Consider the following 18,110-nt stretch of genomic DNA (forward strand, 5'->3'; position numbering starts at 1 on the left):
GTATAACAACTTCCTTTCAATCAATCAACGAATCATGCCTTGGGCTACACCGATTGCGAATAAAATGGCGTGGGTCGGAACAAGTAGCAAGAAGAGTAACCGCCAACCATGGACGAACATCTTCGTGAACAACACTTCCTCATAACGAATCCGCTGCCAAATCGCGTTGATGGGGAAAATCGCACAGCAGGCTGCGAGCAATAATAGCAACATATCCGTCCCGACGATGGCCTCAAGTAAAATACTGCAAGCGTAAAACCAAAGGATGACCCCGGCATCGCATGCGAGTTTGAATGAGTTGATTGATTTCGGCATAATTTTTCTAAGTATCATATACACCATAAACCATAAGATGAGTGGAAATGAAACGATATACACTAACACGATGCGCTCGCTCCTAGAATCAGTTTATGTAATAGCGGAATGACAGTGAGAGAAATCTGCATCTGTTCGGCTTTCTCAATCACCGGTTTCAAAATCGCATCCACCTCTGTCGGCCGACCTTCTTCAAGATCGCGCAACATCGAGGAGCGATTCTGTGCGGTACGTTCGATAATCGTCTCGATGTAGGAAAATGAGACTTGCTGCGCAAACAAAGGCACCAACTCATCGTAAATCGATTGTGCGATTTCGCGATATGGTGAGCCGGCGAGGGCTCCATTCGGGACCCGGCATAATGCCGTGATGGGATTGATGATGGCATTAGCAAACAATTTTTCAATGACGACTTGTTCAATATCTTCTTCCCACACGATGTGAAGTGGGCTCTCTTGAAATGATAGAGGATGGAGCCCCGACGTACTTCCAATTCGAATCCGTCCGAGTCCACGATGCTCAACCTCATGACCACGCTTCGTCACCCCATGCTCGACGACACCTAAATGAAACCCTCGACGTTTCGCATATTCCAGATGGGCAATCCCATTCGAACAAATAAAGACGGGCACCTTACCCGAGAGTCGGGCCGTCGCTTCCTCGACTTGATGGGCTTTCGTTAAGACAAAAAAAAGATCCTCGTCCGTTTCCTGAAGCGTCTGACTTGACCGTAACGACACACGTGCCGTCCCTTCCGTCACACCGATACGTGTGATGAAAAGTGGATCAGATGACCCGCTTCTTCCGTAGAGCGTCACGTCGTAATCGTCTGCGAGCACAGATGCCAACAATAATCCGACCGCTCCGTTTCCGATGATACCAATTCGTTTGATGGAGTTCATCATGGCCCTCCTCCTATTCGAACTATTTTCGCACAAAAAGTTTACCACATCTTTTCACCATGACCCAAAAATGACAAAAAAAAAAGGAGTAACCTGAGAACAGGTCACTCCTTCAAGCATTATTTGCTTGTTACTTCTTTACCGTTGTAATGTCCGCAAGATTTGCAAACACGGTGTGAAAGTTTCATTTCGCCACAGTTCGGGCACTCGTTCATACCAGGTACGTTGAGTTTGAAGTGAGTACGACGAAGACGTTTGCGAGTTTTCGACGTTCTACGGAATGGTACTGCCATCGTTGTCCACCTCCTTGATAAGTTAACCTTCCTCGTTCTCTTTTTTCGAGAACAGTTCGGCTAGTCCCGCGAAACGCGGGTCAATTTTTGTTTTTTTTTCGGGCTGTTCGTCAGTGAGCGTCCAGCCTTCTCCTTCAACCTGAGTTTTGTCTGTTTCGTTCCCATAAACTTGCATCGGGACGTCTAACATGATGAGCTCTTTTACAATCGGTACAAGACTGATTGTATTTCCTTCTGGCAAATTCACGTCATCGAATTGCTCCGTATAACGCCCATTCTCCAAAAAGAAAGGCTCGAGCGATTCAATATCGAATTCATAAGTGACATCTTCTAACGTTCGCGCATCTGGCAACGTCAGGTCACCTTGAATCTTCAGATTGAATGTAACTTGATTAGATGTGAACGATGCATCCCCGTGCACATGCACCGGGCGAATCGAACGGATATCCGGATGGAGCTGAGTTAGCTCTGGTAGTTCTACCATCTCATCGATTGTAAAACCGTCACCCTGGTTTCGGAGCTTAAGTAGCTGTGCAATAGACCATTTCATCCGAATCACCTCAATTGCAACAATATGAATTATAGATAGGCCAACTTGTTTTGTCAATGTTTTTTCTTTATTTTATAATCAGTTGACGACGGCGCTTTGCCAAAGCGTACTTACTCATCTTACACCAATCCATACGACAATGCAAAGGAGTAAATCATGCAAAAGACGGCCATTATTGCAGAGTACAACCCGTTTCACAACGGGCACTATTATCAAGCGCAAACTGCACGTCACGAAACCGGAGCTGATGTCATGATTGCCATCATGAGTGCCCAGTTCACTCAACGGGGCGAACCCGCCTCGTTCGACAAGTGGAAACGGGCTAAGGCTGCCGTCGAGAGCGGTGCGATCGATCTTGTCATCGAGCTACCGACCCAATATGGGGTCCAACGCGCCGACCGTTTCGCTAAAGCCTCCGTCTCGATTGCTGAACAGCTCCGTTGCCAGACGCTATCGTTCGGGAGTGAGAGCGGGGATATAGATGCAATCCTCCATGCAGCCCGTTCACATGTCGAAGAGACGTCACGTTACAAAGAGGCGCTTCAAGAAGCATTACATGAAGGACACTCGTCCGCTCAAGCTTCGAGTCGAGCTTTCCGGACCGTTTATCCCTCATTTGATTTGACGCGACCAAACAACATTTTGGGCTATCATTACGCCAAAGCAGCAAAGATGATTCAGTTACATACAGTCAAACGGCTCGGGGCTGATTATCATGATCCTTCATTAATGGACGTCATGTCGGCAACGGGTATTCGGGCTCATTACCTAGACACCGGTGAAGTTCGTGCCGTTCCGGCATCGACTGAAGCGATGTTTCGGACACAACCGATGACACATTGGGAACACTATTGGCCCGTCTTACAATTCAAACTGAGAACCTTGCCACTCCACACATTGACGGAGCTCGTAGGAATTGATGCTTCTCTCGCACCTCGTCTTAAGCAGGCGGGAGTCGAGCCTTCATTCGAACGTGCACTTGCTGTCGTGTCAACACGTCGCTACACGCGTACCGCCATTCAGCGGGCGTTCGTCGCCGTACTGCTTCACTGGTTAAAAGTCGAGGCACCGACACGCTTTGATGAAGTCCCTTACGTGAGACCGCTCGCCTTCAACGATCTCGGACGACATGCGTTACGAGATGTGAAGGAAGACGTACAACTCGTCAGTAAGTTCGATGCCCGGCTCGATTTTGAAGCTCGTGTCACCGAAGCATATCGACTCCCGCTTCAAGATGATGCATTGATCGAGCACCGGCAACGCCCTCAGTTCATCTCTTCTAAATAACGAATCGCATCCTCGACCGTCTTTACAGGGACGACTTCAATGTCACTGTTTAGGCGGTCTCGTGATTCCAGCGCCTCTTCATAATTTGAACCGGCCGGCACAAAGAAGACTTCCGCTCTTTCCTCGTCGGCGGCGACAATTTTCTGCCATGCACCTCCGATAGGTCCGACATTCCCTTCCTCATCGACCGTTCCGGTTCCGGCAATCCGTTTTCCATTTGCCAAGTCACCTGGCGTCAATTGATCATAAATTTCTAACGTGAACATCAATCCTGCAGATGGACCGCCGACATTCGTCAAAGCGACATCGACTTCAGGATCAGCCGTGATTTCTTGAACGGGAAGTGGTTCATAGATTCCAATTCCGACACGATCCCCGCTTTGATCGATCGGCTGAATGAGCGTTTGCACGACACGTTCTTCGCCGTCTCGTTCAATCGTCAACTCCACTTCATTGCCCGCCTCAAATTCCGATATGCGATTCAAAAAGTCGACGCGAGTGGCAAAGGACATCCCATCGATGGCCGTGATGACATCACCCGGCTTCAACACATTGGCCGCAAGGGACCCAGGAATCGGAGCAGATACATAAATTCCCTCGAAATCAACCGTCACGTCTTGATCTGCTAATTGATAGGCGTATTGGATTGCTGCTTGTTGAGAAGAGTCCATCAATAATTGTTGGCGACGTTCATAGTCTGCCTCACTCTCCCCATCGTATAAATAACGACTGGATAAATTCGCTTCCGTGAACGGGGTTACCCAACTTTCAACTAACCAAAACGGAGTCGCACGGCGTTGGGAGATTGTCACCATCATCAGTTCCCCATCCTCTTTTTCGCCACCTTGGACGGTCAGGAACTCTTCAATTGAGGTCGCCGCTCCGGGTGAAGAGATATAGTAAGGAAGTGGGACGAACAGGAAGAGAAGCACTGTAACGAGTAGACCGAGACCGATTTTTAACGATTTCATTGTCCCGAACTCACTTGATACTTTTTACGCAAGGCAATTTCAACCTGTTCCGGTACGAGTTCACTGACCGATGCACCATATTTCGCCACTTCTTTGACAATCGACGAGCTGAGGAACGAATATTGACTATTCGTCATCATGAACAACGTCTCGACGTTCTCATTCAACTTTTTGTTAATTGATTCGATTTGAAGCTCGTATTCGAAATCTGAGACTGCACGGAGCCCACGGACGATCGTCGCCGCTTCCCGCTCTGCGGCATACTCGACAAGCAATCCCCCGAACGCGTCAGCCGACACGTTTGGCAGATGTGTCGTCACATCTCGAATCAGTCCAAGTCTTTCCTCCACATCAAATAATGGGGCTTTGCTTGAATTTTCAAGGACAGCCACGATGACTTCGTCAAAAATGGCCGCCGCTCGTTCAATAATATCTAGATGTCCGTTTGTGATTGGGTCAAAGCTACCCGGACAAATCGCAATCCGTTTCATCGTGTCACTCCTCCGATGCGTACTCATAGAAACTGATGGTGATGACATCTGAGTATCGCTGTTCTTTAATTCGTTCAAATCGTCCCACCCGCTCCGGTAATGTCACGTCACTACCGTGTTCACAGACGACTACGCCGATATCGATCAACAAATCTGATTCATCGATCAGCTGTAAGAACGCCACGTGTTCTTCCGCATGATAAGGAGGATCCATAAAGATGAGCTTGAATTGTTCCTGTTGAACCTTGAGTTGTTCGAGTACCGCCTTGGCGTCTTGACGATATACTCTCCCTTTTACTTCATAATGGGTCGCTCGCAAGTTCTCTTGAATCGTTTGGACGGCTTTCGGTTGACGATCGACAAAAATAGCTTCGTCACAACCTCGTGATAACGCCTCGATTCCGAGCCCACCGCTGCCCGCGTAAAGGTCTAGTGCTTTCCCGCCTGAAAAATAAGGTCCGATAATGTTGAATAACGATTCCTTCACTTTATCGGTCGTCGGCCGTGTCGCCGTTCCTGGGACCGCTTTTAAACGGGTCCCTTTTCGTTCTCCAGATATGACACGCATGTCTTTCCCTCCAGCAGAAAAGATGAAGGTGATGCCACCTTCATCTTTTTGTTTATTTCGATTTTGTCTCGTACGTTTCGGAAATGAATGGGCGTTCGCTTCGAACGACCGCTTCCACAAACGGCAATGTTTTCACTTGTTCGAGTACGGCTTCATGACCTTCGAGGTCAGTATAAAGAAACGCATACTTTTCTCGTTTTGAGACAAAGTAAAGATTCGCATAACGTCTTAACGCTTTCACTTGTTTTAAGGAATTCACGTATACGACGAAGCCAATCCGTTCATTCAACTTAGACGGCGCATCCACAACTTCCGCCTCCTCCGCAGCTACCTCCACCAGAACATCCACCTTCATCAAAGAATGGATTACCGGTCGGGACCTTGATTTTAGGAGAGACTGAATGAGCCAATAGTTCACTCACTTCCCCTAACAACTTATCCAAGCTTCGTTCCGCTTTTTTGAACGCAGTTATTTCCGGCTGAACATCGAGACGACGTTTGATGAGATGCATCTCTTTTTTGATGCGGTTTTGGTCCGGATGATGCTTTCCGAATCGCTGGACATACTCATAGTCCTCTTTCATCTTCAAGAACTCACGCTCGATTTCCTTTGCTTCTTGTGATGCGAGACGTGCCGCTTTCGTTTGAATATATGTTTGAAACGATTCGCTTGCTTCAATCAAATCGGTCAATTCTTCTGTTTGATCGAGCAGGGCAATCGTCTGTTCAGTGATTATCATACCCCTCACCCTTTCTGCCATGATTTTACCACAATTGTTTCCCTATGTAAGCAATCCACACTATAATTGAAGTTGACCGAAAGGCGTTCCATGTAGAAAGGAAGTGAACAGACGCAACCTATGCGTCTACGTATGAAAAAAGTTTCTTTTAATATGATCCGATCGGCCGGGATCAAGACGGATTATGCGAAACCCGAATATTATTTCGATCAGCTCGATAAGGTTCGCGCTGCCGACCTCGTCCTGTTCCCTGAGTATTGGATGGTCAATTCCATCATCTACGGGATGAATAAAGCAATCTTCCCATCACCTGCGACTTATCACCTCGGGCACGACAAGATCGAGATGACGCGCGCCTTTAAAGCGACATATCCGCACCGGATTCCGAAGACATTGATTTATGGAAAGAACCCATACACGATTGAACGCGTGTTGGAAGAATTCCACTACCCGTTCGTCGCCAAAAAAGCCAAATCCTCAATGGGTCAAGGGGTATGGTTAATCAAAAATGACCAAGACTGGTTAGAATACGTCGAGAATCATGATACGTTCTATGTCCAAGAGTTCATCCCGAATGATCGCGACTTACGCATCATCGTGATTGGAGAAGAGGTAGTCGGTGCCTATTGGCGTGTCAGCGAGGCTTTTTTAAACAATGTCGCTCAAGGGGCTAACTTCTCGTACGAAGACATCCCGGAAGACGTCATCAAAGAAGTTCAATCGATTGCCAACACGTTATCTATCAATCACGCAGCGTTTGACGTTATCGTGACGGAAGAAGGATTTTACATTTTGGAATTCAACGTCTTTTTCGGATCAGAAGGACTGCTACCTCTTGGCGTGAAACTCCCTCAAAAAATCGAGGAATACTTAAATTCACTCGGCTGATTAATCGTTCATCTTTTTTTCACAATTTGAACACACGTTATTCCAAGAACGTTTTTGAATATGGTATGATGACATATGAGGTTTATTCGAAAAGGGGGATTATGATGAAATTTGAGCAGTTCCACATCGAGGGAAAAGAAATCCGTTTTGGTTTGCTCGAGACGATCATGGATCATCATCATTTCATCCGTGAAGGTGCTTGGGATTACGAGCGTGCCACGTATGACATGAAATATGAGAAACAATCGACTGGCGAAACATTCTATCTTCGCTTACCTGTATACGCGATCGAAGGTCAAATCGAAGATCGTCACGCTGTTGTCAAAATGCTTACACCGATTTTAGGAAAGCATTATTATCCACACGGTGTTGAATACGATGAAGTCTTCCCAGAAGAAATCGTCCGCGACTGTGAGCGCCGTCTAAAAGCACTCGCAGAAACATTAGAAGTCAAACCCCTTGCATAAGCGAAGGGGTTTTTCTTATGGGCGAGTTAAACGTTGTTAGGCAACTTACGCCGACAAGTCCTTTGATTCGATGATCACGCAACCTTTACTCTTATAATACATAATCATATCTTCTAGTTTTTTCAAATCGTTTCTCGTAATGCAATCCGACAAGACGCTAACCGCATAGTCAGATTTCCGCAGATTGTAGCAAGTCGACTTCACACAGGCGGTCGCATCAGCCCCAGTGATATAAAACGTATCGATGTGATGCTTGGCAATGAACGTCACAAACGCTTCGCTCGTCAAGGCGTTGCCCTTGTACTTTGTGAACACGTGGTCGGACGCGAGCTTCAAATCTGGTGCTAATTCCGCTCCTCGCGTTCCTGTTTTCAACGTTCTCGTCCCTGCTGATAAATTCTCATGACGGATATAGACAATATGTAACTTCTTTTCGACCGCCCAATCAATCGCTTTATTGATGTTGTCGATGATTGCTTTGTAATTTTTCGTGATGTCTTTTTGAATGTCAATAACGACTAAGGCTTGGTTCTGCATAATTAGTCCTCCTCCATTTCTAAAAAAGCGAACGTTAGTTCGACTCCGCTATTTAGTATAGCAAAGTTCGCTTCTGGAAGATATAGTCATAAGAAACGTAGCGTCGAGCATATAAAAAAGGAGGCCCTTTACGGGTCCTCCCTTATATCATGCCGCAATGACGGTCAATGTCACATCGACTTGACCGAGCAATAAATCGAATTGGTCTCGAACATAGCGGTACAATCGCTCTGCCTCGACGAGTGTTAATGGTGCAATGATTTGATAATCATAGTGGTCTTTCGAGCGAGAGACGACTTTCACTTCTTTCAAGCCGAATTCGATTGCGCTACACGCGATCAAATCTTCAATCGCCCGTTCCGCAATCGTCACGTCTCCGTATGAATAGTCATTCCCAATCACAGCCATCGTATCGTTCATGGTGATCACTCCTTTTCATTCGCGAGCACTTTAACGTCCTCCATGATAGATTCGATATCGACCGGTTCATCCCCTGCCGTCGCCATCTGCGCGACAGCACGGACATCATGATGGCGGTCGATGACGTACATCGTCGTCGCATGCGTCACGAGTCCGCTGTTCGCCTTCGAATAATAGAACTGTAGCTGACGTGTGATTCGGTCAATGTCTACCTGGTCTCCCGTCAACATCTTCCATCCAGTCGGCTCTGCTTGGAATGCTTCCCCGTAATTTTTCAGAACGGGCACGGTGTCCACCTCCGGGTCAACCGTGATCGCGACGAGTTCTACGTCCGAGCCGTATAAGTTCTCTTTTTTCATTTTTTTTTCGAGTTTCATAAAATCACGTAACGTGAGCGGACAAATATCTGGACAGTTCGTATAGAAGAACGTCACAATCTTCACTTTTCCGTTGTCGGAATTATAGGTCTCTTCATTTAATGCGTTCGTTAATGTGAACGGGGTTGGCTCTTGAATGACGGGTAGGTCGTCTTGATTGAAGAAAACAAAATACACGGCTACTCCGATGACGACAAGCGTCAAGACGGTCAAACCGACCGTCAAATAGCTATTCCGTTTCATACAGCTCTCCCTCTCTATGGATCATCCTCCGATTATCGCGCGGAATACGTTCGTCGTTTCACCTGGGTCATATGCCACATAGAGAAGAATGTAAACCGTCACCCCCGTAATGGCCGTGAAGAACCAGACGACTGACGCTTTTGGACCGATTTTCCGGTGCTTCTCGATTTTGTTTTTATAACCGAGATAGAGCGTAATCAATCCGAGGATACCACCTGTGGTTGCGAGAAGAATATGGAAAATCATAAAACCAAGATAGAACGGCTTCACTGAATCCGGTCCCCCAAATGCCGTGTTACCGACAAAAATGGTACGCGAGACGTAAAGGATAAAGAACGTCGTCGCTGCAATCGCTGCGGCCGTCATCACCTTTTTATGTTTTTCGATGTTGCTTCGGTCTTTTGCGATAATCACCCATCCGATGGCGACAAGAATCGCACTGATGACGATGAATGACACACTAATTAAGGCAAGATAGTTCATCAATGTTTCCCCTTTATGTTCTGTTTAATTTTTTTCATTTGTTTCTTGCGGAGTAAATGACATGCCTTCATCAAGAGCAAGTGACTTCGTCCGACGCACCCAGCCGAAGAACGTCCAGCCGAAGAAGAAGCCGTACACGATCTCTTGACCGAGTTTCATGAGGACCCCACCGAAACGTTGATCTTCGAGCGCACTGTTCGTCGCTCCCATCAACGCCTCTAAATCAATTCCGGAAACGTCACCATTCGGGAGACAGTATCCAAGGACCGTCGCAAACGTCTGTGGGTCCGTGTATGCATTATAGAGCGTCGTTTGACTAAAGATGATGAGCGCACAGGCAGGTGTCAGTAAGACCCCGTTGGCGATAATGTACACCATTCGTTTCAAATCGGACATGCCTTCCTCTTCGTCTGAAACGAGTGGAACGATGACCGGATACCACATCGTCAAACTAAAGACGACAAGGGCACCGTGGAAAATACGGTGAACGCCGTAGTTCGTCAAGACGTAGTCGAATACGACCGGCATATGGTAAATCGAGAACAATGCGTTGAATAAAATGAGCGCGATCAGTGGCTTCGTCAAAAACTTGAACATCGGCCCAATCCATTTGAAGCTAAGTACTTTTTCAAACACCCTTTACGGTAGACCGTAAACGACGAGTGCCGGTGCCAAAATATAGACGAGCACCATTTGGAACATATGCACCGATAAAATGATATGTGCCATGACATCGATTGGACTTCCAAAACCGATGTAATACAAGACAATCGCAAACAACATACTAAACTTTTGTAATAACGTGGTCGAGGCATATCCTCGCTTCGCCATTCTCTCTGTCACGACGGCGTATAACACATAAATCCCGACCATGAGCAATCCGAACAGCGGACTCCATAACGTGAGCCAATCAAATTGATTGAGCAGCTCCGACGTATTCCAGAGCATCCGTTCACCCCTTTTCTTTCTCTCCCTAACCTTTGAAACCGTTCACTTCAAGATTACTATTCATTCATTTTTGAAATAAAGGAAAAAGGACCGAATCATCCGTGTTTCCACAGATGTTCAATCCTTTGTCACAATTACCAAATGAGTAAGCGGAGTGCAGCGACCGTGATGATGGCAACAAATATACCTAGCCACATCATGCCAACGATCCACGTGTTCCCACGGTTATTCATATGCATGAAGATATATAACTGTAGGAAGACTTGGATGACCGCCAAGATGATTAAAAAACCACCTGCTGCCCACACCGGCATCAATTCCGCATAGACGGCGCCGAATGCCACGAATGTGAGTAAAATCATCATCGCGAAACTGATTAGTTGAAGCTGATACTCACGTTTCGACTCTGCTTTTACTTCAAGCTCTAACTGCTTGTGAGATTCGTTCATTACTCGTTTTTCCTTTTTTGTTCACCATCCCTAAGAGGTAGACGATTGAGAAGATGAAGACCCAAACAACGTCGATAAAGTGCCAATATAGACTCGATACATAAAACTTTGGTGCATTGTATACATCAATCGGACGGTTCCAGTTACGAATCAAGAGCGTCGTGATCCAAAGAAGACCGAACGTTACGTGCGCGCCGTGGAAACCAACCAACGTATAGAAGGCTGAACCGAATGCGCTCGACGTGAACGTGTGACCGATGTGGTAGTAGTGAATGAACTCGTAAATCTCAGCACCAAGGAATCCGGCACCAAGAAGGAGCGTCACAATCAACCAAAGCTTCATACGCCCTGGATTGTTTGCCTTCATGTTCATCATCGCAAGGACACTTGTAAGTGAACTTGTGAGGAGGAGCATCGTCATGATGAAGACGAGCTCCATTTCGAAAATGTTATACGAACGTAATTCCTCTGGCGCACCAGAGTTCAAGAGACCAACGTATGTTCCAAAGAGCGAGGCGAAGAGGACTGTCTCTCCACCAAGGAAGAACCAGAAGGCCACATATTTATTTTTCCCTTCCAGTGTTGCTTTCTCTGGATTGGCCGGGATACCGGTCACTGGGTGTTTTTCAACTGCATGTGCCATTTATTGTTCTCCTTTCTCACGAATCGCTTTCAAGTCTGCTTCGACTTGTGACTTCGGAATGTAGTAGCCGTGATCGTCAATCCAAGAACGTAGGAACATCGAGACGAACGTCATCGCTAATCCAAATCCAATCAATGACCAACCGACGACCGTGTTATCCATCTGGAAGATGGCACCGAGTCCTGCGATAAAGAGGCCGAGTGACATGAAGAACGGAATGAGCGAGTTATTCGGCATGTGAATGTCCGAAACTTCCTCAGCGACTGACACGCGTTTGTTGCCTGCCATTTTCTCGAGCCAGAACGTATCAAGTCCTTTGACGAGTGGTGTTTGTGCAAAGTTGTACTCTGGAGTCGGAACAGGAAGTGTCCACTCAAGCGTACGTCCGTCTCCCCAGTGGTCTGGTTTGACGCGGTCTTTTGACAAGAAGGCTTTCACAACAGCGATGAGCAAGACAATCGTTGACACACCCATGAAGAATGCACCGATTGTCGAGAGCATGTTGAGTGTATCCCAACCTTGACCATCGAGGTATGTGAAGACTCGACGTGGCATACCGAACAATCCGAGGAAGTGTTGCGGGAAGAACGTCAAGTGGAACCCGATAAAGAACAACCAGAACTGCCAGTATCCAAGCTTTTCAGAAAGGGCTTTTCCGAACATGAGTGGGAACCAGTAGTAAAGTCCTGCGAAGAGACCGTATACAACCCCACCTACGATAACGTAGTGGAAGTGAGCGACAACGAAGTAGCTGTCGTGGTACTGATAGTCAGCCGGTGCGACTGAAAGCATAACCCCTGTCATCCCACCAACGAGGAATGAAGGAATGAACGCGACAGAGTAAAGCATGGCCACGTTGAATTTAATTTGACCGCCCCACAGTGTGAAGAGCCAGTTAAAGATTTTAACACCAGTTGGTACGGCAATCGCCATCGTTGCAACAGCGAAGATCGAGTTGGCAACTGGACCAAGACCGACTGTGAACATGTGGTGAACCCAAACCATGAATCCAAGGAAACCGATAAGCATTGTCGCGAAGACCATCGTCGTGTAACCGAAGAGACGTTTACGCGCAAATGTCGGAATGATTTCCGAGAAAATACCGAATGCCGGTAAGATCAAGATGTATACTTCCGGGTGACCGAAGATCCAGAAAAGGTGTTCCCAGATGACAACGTTCCCGCCAAGTGCCGGGTCAAAATAAGCAGCTCCGAAGAGTCGCTCGAACATCAACATGAACAATCCGACCGTAAGTGGTGGGAATGCGAAGACGATCAATGCCGATGCAACGAAAGTCGTCCATGTGAAGAGTGGCATACGCATTAGTTTCATTCCTGGCGCACGCATGTTCAAGATGGTAACGAGGAAGTTAATCCCGGCCATCAATGAACCGAAACCTGAAATCTGAAGACCGAGAGCGTAGAAGTCTACCCCTGTCGCTTCCGGTTGTGTTGAAAGTGGAGCGTAAGCCGTCCACCCTGCGTTTGGTGCTGCTCCGAAGAACCAGCTCAAGTTAAGCATGACTCCACCGAAGAAAAAAAAACAAAAACCTAATGAGTTAATGAATGGGAACGCAACGTCGCGTGCCCCGATTTGAAGTGGTACGACGGCGTTCATAAAACCGAATAGCATCGGCATGGCCGCTAGGAAGATCATCGTCGTCCCGTGCATCGTAATCAACTGGTTAAATGTCTCACCGCTGACGAAATCGTTCATTGGTTTGACGAGTTGCCAACGAATCAGTAATGCTTCAATTCCACCGAGAAGGAGGAAGAAGATTCCTGAGAACAAATACAAAATACCGATTTTTTTGTTTTTAACCGTCGTAATCCAATCCATGATGCCATTGTATTTACGCGATTGCTGCATTGCAGTGGTCTGTGCCACGTGAAATCCCCCTTTTCCCGTTAGTCAATCTTCTGCTCATACAAGAAGTCAACGAGTGCATCTAATTCTTCGTTGCTGATTTGACCTTCATTGAATCCTGGCATAAGAGCCCCTTGTTTCTTCTCTTGCGGGTCACGGATCCACTCTTTCAAGTTGTCCTCGTTGTTTTCGAGGTAACCTGCGAGCCATTCACGATCACCGAAGTTCGTTAAACTTGGTGCCACTTTACCGCCGCCGTGACAGCTCAAGCAGCTTTCGACATACACTTGCTCACCTGTAGTCAAGTTTGTGTTGTCTGCGACGAGATTCTCACCGTTCTCGTCTTGCTTAGCTTTCATGTCAGCGAGCCATTGATCATATTCTTCTTGCTCGAGCGCGATGACTTTAAAGTCCATAAGGGCATGTGACGGACCGCAAAGCTCAGCACATTTCCCGTAGTAAGTACCTGGTTCATTTGCATGTAACCACATTTCGTTATCAAGTCCTGGGTTCGTATCTGTCTTACCAGATAAAGCCGGTACCCAGAATGAGTGAATGACATCTTTAGACGTCAAGTTGATGCCGACTCGTTTTCCGACTGGAATGACGAGCTCTTGCCCTGTCACAACACCTGCTTCTGGATATTCAAATTCCCACCAGTACAAGTTAGCTGTAACGTTGATTTCTTCTTCTTTTTTCTTTTTTTTTTCTTTCGCGAGTTCGACAGTCGTCGTGATTGTCGGAACAGCGAGAATGATGAGAAGGATAATCGGAACGACTGTCCAAATCATCTCGAGTGTACTGCTACCTTCAACTTGCTTCGGAATCGATTCATCTTTCCGACGGAACTTCATGAGCACGTACACGTAAATGACCGATACGATGATGAGTACGAAGAGCATGATCGCCAAACTGATGAGAATGATGCGGAGCTGAAGCTCAGCCCCTTCTCCCATCGGCTTCAATGCAGACAATCCCTCTTGACCGCAACCTGATAACAGGACTGCGAACATCATCATCGGGACGATGCCAAACAGAAGCTTCTTAAATGATTTCACAACAATCCCCACTTTCTCCCAAAATGATGTGTAATGGTTTTCTATATAGTGAGTGCGATCACCAGAGTGCTGTCAAAATCAGCGCGATAATCCACACGACTAAATAAATTAATGAATAGAAGAACATTTTGTTTGCCCACTTGATTTCGTCCTCGGCGTTGAATCCTTTCAATCCGAGATACAACCAGTAGCCCCCTAAACCGGCTGCGACTGTCAAGTAAACAAGACCATAGTGCATAAATAAGAGCGATGCCGGAATCAGCGTCGCAATCCACCAGATGATTTGCCGTTTCGTAATGGCAAATCCGTTCACGACCGGAAGCATCGGAATGCCTGCCGCTCGATACTCTTCCGTCCGTCGCATGGCGAGCGCCAGGAAGTGAGGTGGTTGCCATAAGAACATGACAAGGAACATGAGCCACGCATCAATATGAAGTGCCGGATCTAGTGCTGCCCAACCGATGAGCGGTGGAACGGCTCCCGAAATACTACCGACGACTGTATTGAGCGTACTCGTACGCTTCAGCCACATCGTATAAATCACGACATAAAAAAATGCCCCGATTAAACCGAATACTGCGGCGACGTACGATACAAGGAGCAATAGTAGTGTTCCGATTGCAAGTTGTGTCAATCCAAGGAGTAAAATCTTCTCTCCTGAAATCTTGCCGGTTACACTCGGTCGATTGTCCGTACGATCCATTAAGTAATCGATATCTCGGTCCACAAAGTTGTTTAGGTAACAACTCCCCGAAATCACGAGTGCGCTTCCTAACATCGTTAATAAGAGCTGTGGCCAAACTTCAAACAAGTAAAGGACTGGCGTATCGCTCTGGTACGTCGCTGCCACGAAGAATCCTGCAAACACCAACAACAGGTTGGCGCGAACAATTCCCATTTTCGCTAAGGCGACGTAATCTCGGAATGACGTTGATTCTGTATACTCTACATCTACCGTCATCCCTGGGTTGACTTTTGTCATACTGACCCCCCCACATAATCACGAAATCCTCGCATTCTCTTCACAGAAAAAACACAATATGAACAAAATACACTTAACTCTCTACAAAGATACCATATTTTTTTATAAAATTGCCCTTTATGCTTGTAAAATAGCGAGTTTTTTGTGTCAATAGTGTGATATTTGTCACACCTTATGTGCTTTACTAATATTAGAATAACGTTTTTGATAACGATTGCAAGCTTTTCCATTTCGTTTTTTGAACAGAAAGCCGTATAATAAGTATGGCGAAAAAAATATAAATAAACAAGGTACATTTTTTAACGGATTTCGATTAGAAGCAGGTGGTATTACATGCATAAAAAACTCGCGTTTTTCTCAGGTTTTTTCACCCTCGGGATGATGCTTGTCCTCATCATGGGTGGAACCGTGACGAAGACGGATTCAGGAGATGGTTGTGGGACGGACTGGCCACTCTGTCATGGAAAATTAATCCCAACCAATCCCAGTGTTGAAACGATGATTGAATACAGTCACCGGGTAGTCTCCGGTATTGAAGGTCTTCTCATCATTGCGCTCGCTATTTGGACGTTCATCGCGGTCAAACATCGGGTCGATGTGAAAATCTTTGCGTTTCTCGCATTTATCTTTATGCTCATCCAATCAATCATTGGAGCGGGCGCGGTCATTTGGCAACAGTCGGATGCCATCCTGGCCCTTCATTTTGGAATTTCTCTCGTGTCGTTCGCATCGTTACTCATTTTGACGATTCTGTTATTCGAAGGTGACCGGGAACATCAAGTCGTATCGAGACGATTAAGATCTCATCTTTACGGTCTTTCAATTTATACGATGATCGTCGTGTACACAGGAGCCTACGTCCGTCACCTCGGTGCTACATACGCATGTGTCGGTTGGCCGATTTGTGAGCAGAACGTCTGGACGTTCGAGTCGTATGTGCAGATGGGACATCGCATCATGGCGGGTATTCTCGTTTTGTACACGTTGTATGTACTCTATCTTGCCCGAAAAGAAATGAACCGATTGATTGAGCGCGGTATGTGGGCGTCTCTTTTCTTCATCCTACTTCAAGTCGGTACAGGTGCTTGGATCGTTCTTGGGGGACACGCGACTTACGTTCCGCTCCTTCACGCATTCTTGATCACATGCTACTTCGGTATCCTGTCATACCTCTCTTATCACGCGTATCGGTCGACAGCGCGACAAGACGGGGCACAATTGAAAAACATGAACGGATAACCAAACTAAAAAGCGCCGCGGCGCTTTTTAGTTTACAATGCTTTAAATCGTTCGAGGGCACGCTCTCTCGCTTCTTTATGATCGACGATTGGCATGGCATAGTTGTCTCGCTCTGACGGGTCCGGAAAGTGAATCGATTTATCTGTTATATGTTTCAGCTCCGGCACATACTTCCGGATGAACGTCCCATCAGGGTCAAATCGCTCGGATTGCGTCGTCGGATTGAAAATACGGAAATACGGAACAGCGTCCGTCCCGACTGAGGCCGCCCATTGCCATCCCCCGATATTCGACGCTGCCTCATAATCGATCAGCTTTTGCTCGAAATACCGTTCCCCTTTTCGCCAATCGAGAAGGAGATGTTTCGATAGGAAAGATGCGACAATCATGCGTAGGCGGTTGTGCATCCACCCGGTCTCGTTCAACTGACGCATCGCCGCGTCGACGATTGGATACCCCGTTTCCCCGTTACACCACTTTTCGAACTGCTTTTCATTGTCCTCCCATTCAAGTGACTTGTATTTATCATTGAACGGTTGATCTTTCAATCCGTGGAACTTTGACATGACCATGTAATAAAATTCACGCCATAACAGCTCATCGTAATACGTGTCACGCCCCTTTGATCGTCTCGCCGACAACACTTGTTCGGTGATGGTGCGAATCGACAACACACCTGTCCGTAAATAAGGAGATAGTCGACTCGTCCCGGCGATGCTCGGAATGTCACGCTTCTCGTCATAATCGACCATGCGATCATTGACGAAGTGGGTCAATCGTTTCTTCGCTTCCGTTTCCCCTAGCCCTTTCCATTCACGATTACATCGTTTGAATAGATCTTTCAGTTCACTCGGTTGTTCATTCTTTGAACGGATGTACTGAGATAAACGATCGACATCAACCTCATACGGTGCGGGCGGCTGTTCGGCATACGCCGCTTTTTTGAACGGGGTTAAAACTTTATAGGGATCGCCACTTTTTGTACGGAACGCATCGGGATGAAACAGGTGACGATCCAGAAGTCGCACAACTTTTACTTCTTCACCAAGTGCTTCAATCACACGGTCATCCCGCTGTTTGAACGGTTCCACGTACTCCGCATTAAAATAGAGCACATCCATCTCCCCGAGCTGTTTCACGAACGCATCCTCCGTCTCTGCGACAAGGACGCGAAGCCCTAACCCTTTCGCATCTAAATCATACATGAACGCTCGCATCGTCGAGAAGAAATAGTCATGCCGTACCTCGAACGGGTCACAGTATTTCGGATTCAACCAAAAGACGAAATCTAGGTCATCGCCTTCCTCCATATCTTTCAATACACGGTGTAACATATGATTATCGGTCAGTCTAAAATCCGAACGAAACCAACATACTCGTCTCATGATCTCCA

23 protein-coding genes and 1 pseudogene are annotated in these 18,110 nt (G+C 46.7%); 4 read left to right on the forward strand and 20 right to left on the reverse strand.

The window, feature by feature from the left end; genetic code table 11:
* Positions 1-24 precede the first annotated feature (24 nt).
* The 4 genes from BBB58_RS11495 to BBB58_RS11510 form a co-directional block, all read right to left on the reverse strand.
* Positions 25-384, reverse strand: a complete 360-nt coding sequence (locus tag BBB58_RS11495) for a DUF3397 domain-containing protein (protein ID WP_015881302.1) — start codon at positions 382-384, stop codon at positions 25-27.
* The gene (locus BBB58_RS11500; RefSeq protein WP_244150738.1) at positions 378-1,217 is read right to left on the reverse strand and encodes a ketopantoate reductase family protein; all 840 of its coding nucleotides are present in this window, start codon (positions 1,215-1,217) and stop codon (positions 378-380) included. Before BBB58_RS11500 ends, BBB58_RS11495 begins: the two co-directional genes overlap by 7 nt.
* 119 nt (positions 1,218-1,336) lie before the next feature.
* Positions 1,337-1,510: a 50S ribosomal protein L32 gene (gene rpmF / locus BBB58_RS11505; RefSeq protein WP_015881300.1), complete on the reverse strand. Its 174-nt coding sequence runs from the start codon at positions 1,508-1,510 to the stop codon at positions 1,337-1,339.
* A 22-nt stretch (positions 1,511-1,532) separates the two neighbouring features.
* Positions 1,533-2,060, reverse strand: coding sequence for a YceD family protein (locus BBB58_RS11510; protein WP_074037341.1), 528 nt, complete (start codon positions 2,058-2,060; stop codon positions 1,533-1,535).
* Positions 2,061-2,216: 156 nt separating this feature from the next.
* On the opposite strand from BBB58_RS11510, the gene BBB58_RS11515 reads away from it, so the two are divergent.
* Positions 2,217-3,347: a tRNA(Met) cytidine acetate ligase gene (locus tag BBB58_RS11515; protein ID WP_074037342.1), complete on the forward strand. Its 1,131-nt coding sequence runs from the start codon at positions 2,217-2,219 to the stop codon at positions 3,345-3,347.
* On the opposite strand, the gene BBB58_RS11520 is transcribed toward BBB58_RS11515, so the two are convergent.
* From BBB58_RS11520 to BBB58_RS11540, 5 genes are read right to left on the reverse strand one after another with little or no spacing between them, the layout of a single operon-like run.
* Positions 3,326-4,318, reverse strand: coding sequence for a SepM family pheromone-processing serine protease (locus BBB58_RS11520; RefSeq protein WP_074037343.1), 993 nt, complete (start codon positions 4,316-4,318; stop codon positions 3,326-3,328). The genes BBB58_RS11515 and BBB58_RS11520 overlap by 22 nt on opposite strands.
* Positions 4,315-4,809 (reverse strand): pantetheine-phosphate adenylyltransferase, encoded by a 495-nt coding sequence (coaD, locus tag BBB58_RS11525; RefSeq protein ID WP_074037345.1) that lies wholly within the window; start codon positions 4,807-4,809, stop codon positions 4,315-4,317. Before coaD ends, BBB58_RS11520 begins: the two co-directional genes overlap by 4 nt.
* Before the next feature lie 4 nt (positions 4,810-4,813).
* Positions 4,814-5,377: a 16S rRNA (guanine(966)-N(2))-methyltransferase RsmD gene (gene rsmD / locus BBB58_RS11530; protein ID WP_074037347.1), complete on the reverse strand. Its 564-nt coding sequence runs from the start codon at positions 5,375-5,377 to the stop codon at positions 4,814-4,816.
* Positions 5,378-5,429: 52 nt separating this feature from the next.
* The gene (locus BBB58_RS11535) at positions 5,430-5,684 is read right to left on the reverse strand and encodes a YlbG family protein (protein WP_244150739.1); all 255 of its coding nucleotides are present in this window, start codon (positions 5,682-5,684) and stop codon (positions 5,430-5,432) included.
* Positions 5,668-6,117 (reverse strand): YlbF/YmcA family competence regulator, encoded by a 450-nt coding sequence (locus tag BBB58_RS11540; RefSeq protein WP_074037348.1) that lies wholly within the window; start codon positions 6,115-6,117, stop codon positions 5,668-5,670. The genes BBB58_RS11535 and BBB58_RS11540 overlap by 17 nt, the downstream gene beginning before the upstream one ends.
* Before the next feature lie 153 nt (positions 6,118-6,270).
* Between BBB58_RS11540 and BBB58_RS11545 the strand changes: the two genes are divergently transcribed.
* The gene (locus BBB58_RS11545; protein ID WP_236548910.1) at positions 6,271-7,005 is read left to right on the forward strand and encodes an ATP-grasp domain-containing protein; all 735 of its coding nucleotides are present in this window, start codon (positions 6,271-6,273) and stop codon (positions 7,003-7,005) included.
* A gap of 104 nt (positions 7,006-7,109) precedes the next feature.
* Positions 7,110-7,472, forward strand: coding sequence for a YugN family protein (locus BBB58_RS11550; protein ID WP_015881291.1), 363 nt, complete (start codon positions 7,110-7,112; stop codon positions 7,470-7,472).
* Positions 7,473-7,517: 45 nt separating this feature from the next.
* On the opposite strand, the gene BBB58_RS11555 is transcribed toward BBB58_RS11550, so the two are convergent.
* From BBB58_RS11555 to cyoE, 10 genes and pseudogenes are all read right to left on the reverse strand, one after another.
* Positions 7,518-8,009, reverse strand: a complete 492-nt coding sequence (locus tag BBB58_RS11555; protein WP_074037350.1) for a cysteine hydrolase family protein — start codon at positions 8,007-8,009, stop codon at positions 7,518-7,520.
* 147 nt (positions 8,010-8,156) lie between these two features.
* Positions 8,157-8,429 (reverse strand): hypothetical protein, encoded by a 273-nt coding sequence (locus BBB58_RS11560; RefSeq protein ID WP_074037351.1) that lies wholly within the window; start codon positions 8,427-8,429, stop codon positions 8,157-8,159.
* Between the two features lie 5 nt (positions 8,430-8,434).
* On the reverse strand, positions 8,435-9,049 hold the full coding sequence (locus BBB58_RS11565) for an SCO family protein (protein ID WP_074037353.1): 615 nt from the start codon (positions 9,047-9,049) through the stop codon (positions 8,435-8,437).
* A 21-nt stretch (positions 9,050-9,070) separates the two neighbouring features.
* Positions 9,071-9,532: a DUF420 domain-containing protein gene (locus tag BBB58_RS11570; RefSeq protein WP_015881287.1), complete on the reverse strand. Its 462-nt coding sequence runs from the start codon at positions 9,530-9,532 to the stop codon at positions 9,071-9,073.
* 24 nt (positions 9,533-9,556) lie between these two features.
* Positions 9,557-10,480: pseudogene (locus BBB58_RS11575) on the reverse strand (cytochrome c oxidase assembly protein).
* Between the two features lie 134 nt (positions 10,481-10,614).
* Entirely contained in the window at positions 10,615-10,929 is a 315-nt protein-coding gene (locus BBB58_RS11580) for a cytochrome C oxidase subunit IV family protein (protein ID WP_015881285.1), read from the reverse strand.
* Positions 10,898-11,572, reverse strand: coding sequence for a cytochrome (ubi)quinol oxidase subunit III (locus tag BBB58_RS11585; protein ID WP_074037355.1), 675 nt, complete (start codon positions 11,570-11,572; stop codon positions 10,898-10,900). The genes BBB58_RS11580 and BBB58_RS11585 overlap by 32 nt, the downstream gene beginning before the upstream one ends.
* Positions 11,573-13,441, reverse strand: a complete 1,869-nt coding sequence (ctaD, locus tag BBB58_RS11590; RefSeq protein WP_074037945.1) for a cytochrome c oxidase subunit I — start codon at positions 13,439-13,441, stop codon at positions 11,573-11,575. It abuts the gene before it with no gap.
* A 38-nt stretch (positions 13,442-13,479) separates the two neighbouring features.
* Positions 13,480-14,457, reverse strand: coding sequence for a cytochrome c oxidase subunit II (gene coxB, locus BBB58_RS11595; RefSeq protein WP_074037946.1), 978 nt, complete (start codon positions 14,455-14,457; stop codon positions 13,480-13,482).
* 97 nt (positions 14,458-14,554) lie between these two features.
* Entirely contained in the window at positions 14,555-15,478 is a 924-nt protein-coding gene (cyoE, locus tag BBB58_RS11600) for a heme o synthase (RefSeq protein ID WP_074037356.1), read from the reverse strand.
* Positions 15,479-15,811: 333 nt separating this feature from the next.
* On the opposite strand from cyoE, the gene BBB58_RS11605 reads away from it, so the two are divergent.
* Entirely contained in the window at positions 15,812-16,717 is a 906-nt protein-coding gene (locus BBB58_RS11605) for a COX15/CtaA family protein (RefSeq protein WP_074037358.1), read from the forward strand.
* Positions 16,718-16,749: 32 nt separating this feature from the next.
* Here the strand turns inward: BBB58_RS11605 and BBB58_RS11610 are convergent, their stop codons facing one another.
* Positions 16,750-18,102: a cryptochrome/photolyase family protein gene (locus BBB58_RS11610; RefSeq protein WP_074037359.1), complete on the reverse strand. Its 1,353-nt coding sequence runs from the start codon at positions 18,100-18,102 to the stop codon at positions 16,750-16,752.
* Positions 18,103-18,110 lie beyond the last annotated feature (8 nt).

The organism is Exiguobacterium profundum (assembly GCF_001909285.1).
Lineage (GTDB): Bacteria > Bacillota > Bacilli > Exiguobacteriales > Exiguobacteriaceae > Exiguobacterium > Exiguobacterium profundum.